This is a genomic window from Streptomyces colwelliae (assembly GCF_048158785.1).
In the GTDB taxonomy this organism is placed as follows: Bacteria; Actinomycetota; Actinomycetes; order Streptomycetales; family Streptomycetaceae; genus Streptomyces.
Window position 1 is genome coordinate 1 of sequence record NZ_JBLTJC010000594.1, and the last position, 4,242, is coordinate 4,242.

The window sequence follows — 4,242 nt, forward strand, 5'->3', positions numbered from 1 at the left end:
CCGTAGGACCGCACGCGAGGGTGCGGTCCTACGGGCTGCTCGGGACGGGCCATGGGGCGGGTACTGCCACAAGGCGCGTTGGGGCCCGAGGAACGGAATCGTCAGCGTGCGTGGGCGCGGGGGCGCGGTTTCTCGTGAGTCCCGGGTGGACGGACATGCTGCTGGAGGCGATGCAGGGGTCCGGGGTGCCGTTCCTGCCGGGGGTGTCGACCACGTCCGAGGTGGTCGCGCTGTTGGAGCGCGGGGTGCGGGAGATGAAGTTCTTCCCGGCTCAGGCCGCGGGCGGTACGGCGTATCTCAGGTCGCTGGCGGGGCCGTTGCCGCAGGCGCGGTTCTGTCCTACCGGCGGGATAGGGGTCAACTCCGCGCCGGAATACCTGGCGTTGCCCAACGTCGGCTGTGTGGGCGGGAGTTGGATGATCCCGGCGGACGCGGTGGCCGCGCGGGACTGGGGGCGGATCGAGGCGCTGGCCCGCGAGGCGGCGGCGCTGCGTTCAGCGTAGGTGGGACGTGTCGTTGAACAGCCGTACGCTCGCGTTGCCGTCCGCGTAGTACGCCACCGCCGAGATCGATGCCGCCGACAGTTCCATGCGGAACAGGGACTCCGGCGGGGCGCCCAGGGCGAGTTGGACGAACGTCTTGATCGGGGTGACGTGGGTGACGAGCAGGACGGTGCGGCCCGCGTAGGCGGCGGTCAGCTTGTCTCGGGTGGCGGCGATCCGGGTTGCCGTGTCCGCGAAACTCTCGCCTCCGCCGGTGGGTTGGGCGGTGGGGTCGGCCAACCAGGTCGTCAGGTCGTCGGGGTATCGCTCACGTACCTCGCCGAAGGTGAGGCCCTCCCAGGCGCCGAAGTCCGTTTCGCGCAGGCCCTCTTCGATCGTCACGTCCAGGCCGAGGCGGTTCGCTACGGCTGCGGCGGTCTCTCTGGTCCGGGTGAGGGGGGACGCGAGGATGTGCTGGATCGTGCCGCGGGCTGCCAACGCGGTTGCGGCTCGCTCCGCTTGGTCCTGGCCGACGTTCGAGAGGGCGGGGTTGGTGCCGCCGCTGCCTGAGAAGCGTTTCTGGGGGGTTAGGGGGGTTTCGCCGTGACGGAGGAGGACGAAGGTCGCGGGGGCGCCCATGTCTGCGGGGGCCCAACCCGGGCTGGGGGTCGCTACGTTGCGGGCTGCGCGGGTGTCGGCGGTGGTCTTCTCGGTTGTCGTCACAGTGCGGGTGAGTGGGGGCTGGTCGCGCAGTTCCCCGCGCCCCTTAAGGGCATCACCTGAGCCTGCGCTGGAAAGCTGGTCGCTGCTGCGCCCCTGAAAAGCCTCAGCCGAGCCTGCGCTGGAAAGCTGGGCTCGTCCGCGGCCCTTAAGGGCATCACCTGGGCCTGTGCTGGAAAGCTGGGCGCGCCCCTTAAGGGCATCACCTGAGCCTGCGCTGCTGAGTTCCGCCGTTGAGTTTGCCGCCGACCACTGCTCGCCCCGCTTCCCCGCGTCCATCGCCTCGTTGGCCAAGCGGTCCGCGTGTTTGTTCTGGGCTCTCGGGATCCACTCGTACGTCACCTGGTCCGGCGGGAAGACGGTGGCCGCCTCTGCCGCCAGGGGCTTCATGTCGGGGTGTTTGATCTTCCAGCGGCCCGACATCTGCTCCACGACCAGCTTGGAGTCCATGCGGACGTGGATGCGGGCGGACGGGTCCAGGGCGTGGGCCGTGCGGAGGCCGGCCAGCAGGCCCCGGTACTCGGCGACGTTGTTCGTGGCGACGCCGATGTACTCGGCCGCCTCCGCCAGCGTCTCCCCCGTCGTCGCGTCGATGACCACGCTGCCGTAGCCCGCGGGACCCGGGTTGCCCCGGGAACCGCCGTCGGCCTCGACGATGAACTCCCGCACGCCGCAAGCTCCTTACAGACCCGAGTCGGACGTACGCACCAGGATGCGGCGGCAGTTCTCGCAGCGGACCACCGTGTCGGGGGCCGCCGCGCGGACCTCGTTGAAGTCGGTGATGGCCAGCTCCTGGCGGCAGCCCTGGCAGGTGCGCTGGTACAGCTTGGCCGCGCCGATGCCGCCCTGCTGCTGGCGGAGCTTGTCGTAGAGCTTGAGGAGGTCCGCGGGGATGGTGGCCGAGACGACCTCGCGCTCCTTCTCGGCCGTGGCCTCCTCGGCGTCGAGGGTCTCGTAGGCGGCGTCGCGGCGGGCGGTCGCGTCGTCGATCTTGCCCTGCACGGAACCGACCCGCTCGGTCAGTTCGGCGGTGCGCTCCTGCGCGGACTCACGGCGCTCCATGACCTCCAGGACGATGTCCTCCAGGTCGCCCTGGCGCTTGGCGAGGGAGACGATCTCGCGCTGGAGGTTCTCCAGGTCCTTGGGCGAGGTGACGGCACCCGAGTCGAGGCGCTGCTGGTCGCGGGTGGCGCGCTGGCGCACCTGGTCCACGTCCTGCTCGGCCTTGATCTGCTCACGGGCGCAGTCGCTCTCCTCGGTCTGCACGGCCACGAGCAGGTCGCGCAGCTGCGTGAGGTCCTTGGTCAGCGAGTCGATCTCGGCGTGCTCGGGCAGGGAGTTGCGCTTGTGCGCGAGCTGCGAGAGGCGTACGTCGAGGGCCTGGACGTCGAGAAGTCGGATCTGGTCGGCGGGCGCGGCGTTCAGTTGGGGGCTCCCATTGAGTCTGGTGTGGTGGTGGACGCCGCGTGGGCGGTCCAGGGGTCGGTGACCGTCTTGGAGACGTGGACCCTGAGGTCCCATCCCTCGCGGTCGGAGATCTCGTCGAGCTGGGCGGCGGCCAGCTCGCACCAGGGCCACTCGGTGGCCCAGTGCGCCGCGTCGAGCAGCGCGAGAGGGTTTTGGGGGGTCTGAGAGTTTTGGGCGCGGGCTTCGGATACCGGGTGGTGGCGGAGGTCCGCGGTCAGGAACGCGTCCACGCCTGCCGCTCGTACGTCGTCGAAGAGGCTGTCGCCGGAGCCGCCGCTGACCGCGACCCGGTGGACCAGCGCCTCGGGGTCGCCCGCGACGCGGATGCCCTGCGCGGTCGCGGGCAGGCGCTCGGCGGCGCGGGCCGCGAGGTCGCGGACGGTCAGCGGGTGGTCCAGCTCGCAGATCCGGCCCAGGCCCCGACGGCCTTCCGGATCGGTCGGGTCCGGTACGAGCGGTCCTACGACCCTGAGGTCCAGCGCGCCCGCGAGGGCGTCGGAGACTCCCGGGTCGGCGCGGTCGGCGTTGGTGTGGGCGACGTGCAGCGCGATGTCGTGCTTGATCAGGGTGTGCACCACGCGGCCCTTGAAGGTGGAGGCCGCGACCGTGGTCGTACCGCGCAGGTAGAGGGGGTGGTGGGTGACCAGCAGGTCGGCGCCCAGCTTCACGGCCTCGTCGACGATCTCCTGGACCGGGTCTACTGCGAACAGCACGCGCGTGACGTCCTGGTCCGGGTCGCCCACGACGGTGCCGACCGCGTCCCAGGACTCGGCCCGCTCGGCGGGCCACAGGTTCTCCAGCGCGGCGATGACTTCGGACAGGCGGGGTACGGACTGACGGGGCACGGGGAAAGGCTACCTGGCCGGGCTGAGGGGCTGAACCGCTGAAGCAGCCGTATGCGGGCCTACGGCCCCGTTCAGCACACCCGCCCCGGTTTCCTCAGGCGAATCGTTACTTGGCCACCCTTATTGGTGAAGCGGCTGCTCATCGGTCCCACGTCCGTACGTGCGAAAACTAGTTTCGTGGCCGGAGGTGACCGAACCATGACGGCCTGTGCGATCGAGCCCACGGCGGCGGACGAGGACGGGGACGACTGCGGAGACGGCTGCGGGGACCCGCGGAGCGGTGGCACCACGTGTGCGATCACCGCGGACGGGGCGTACGCCGCCCGCCTCGCGCCGGCCGGCGACTGTCTGTTCCCGGAACGGTGGACGCTGGACGGCCCCGAGCCGTACGCCGTGCCGCTGCCCGGCAACCAGCCGGAGGAGCCCGGTACCGAGGTGCAGCCGATGAGCGACGGGCGGGTGCTCATCCGGCGGCTGGTGGACGGACGGCACGCGTTCTCGCTGCTCTACCCGACCGGCCCGGGCACCGGTGAGCTGCTGCTCGGCGCGGTCGAGTGCCCGGACCCGGACACCCGGCTGCGGCTGCTGCCGCCGGCGCCGGGGGGCGAGAAGGCGTACGCCCTCGCCGTGGGCCGGCGTTCGACCGCCGTGTGGCTGGTGGCGGGCGGGGCCTTTGGGCCGGAGCATCTCGCGATGGTCCCGGGGCGGTGTTCGGGCGGGGTCTGGCT

Annotated in this window: 4 protein-coding genes and 1 pseudogene; 2 read left to right on the plus strand and 3 right to left on the minus strand. The window is 71.3% G+C overall.

The genetic code is table 11. The annotated features are described in order from the left end of the window. A partial coding sequence (eda, locus tag ACNFOC_RS51510; protein ID WP_416965887.1) for a bifunctional 4-hydroxy-2-oxoglutarate aldolase/2-dehydro-3-deoxy-phosphogluconate aldolase occupies positions 1-503 on the plus strand: 503 nt, incomplete at its 5' end. On the opposite strand, the gene ACNFOC_RS51515 is transcribed toward eda, so the two are convergent. Genes ACNFOC_RS51515 through ACNFOC_RS51525 form a run of 3 tightly spaced genes read right to left on the minus strand, consistent with a single transcriptional unit; the run spans position 495 to position 3,514 of the window. Next, entirely contained in the window at positions 495-1,871 is a 1,377-nt protein-coding gene (locus tag ACNFOC_RS51515; protein WP_416965888.1) for a bifunctional RNase H/acid phosphatase, read from the minus strand. The two genes, eda and ACNFOC_RS51515, sit on opposite strands and share 9 nt — an antisense overlap. A gap of 12 nt (positions 1,872-1,883) precedes the next feature. Then, positions 1,884-2,627 (minus strand): zinc ribbon domain-containing protein, encoded by a 744-nt coding sequence (locus ACNFOC_RS51520; protein WP_416965890.1) that lies wholly within the window; start codon positions 2,625-2,627, stop codon positions 1,884-1,886. Beyond that, positions 2,624-3,514, minus strand: coding sequence for a Nif3-like dinuclear metal center hexameric protein (locus tag ACNFOC_RS51525; RefSeq protein ID WP_416965889.1), 891 nt, complete (start codon positions 3,512-3,514; stop codon positions 2,624-2,626). The genes ACNFOC_RS51520 and ACNFOC_RS51525 overlap by 4 nt, the downstream gene beginning before the upstream one ends. A gap of 198 nt (positions 3,515-3,712) precedes the next feature. On the opposite strand from ACNFOC_RS51525, the pseudogene ACNFOC_RS51530 reads away from it, so the two are divergent. After that, positions 3,713-4,242 (plus strand): annotated as a pseudogene (locus ACNFOC_RS51530) (hypothetical protein); the annotation flags it as partial.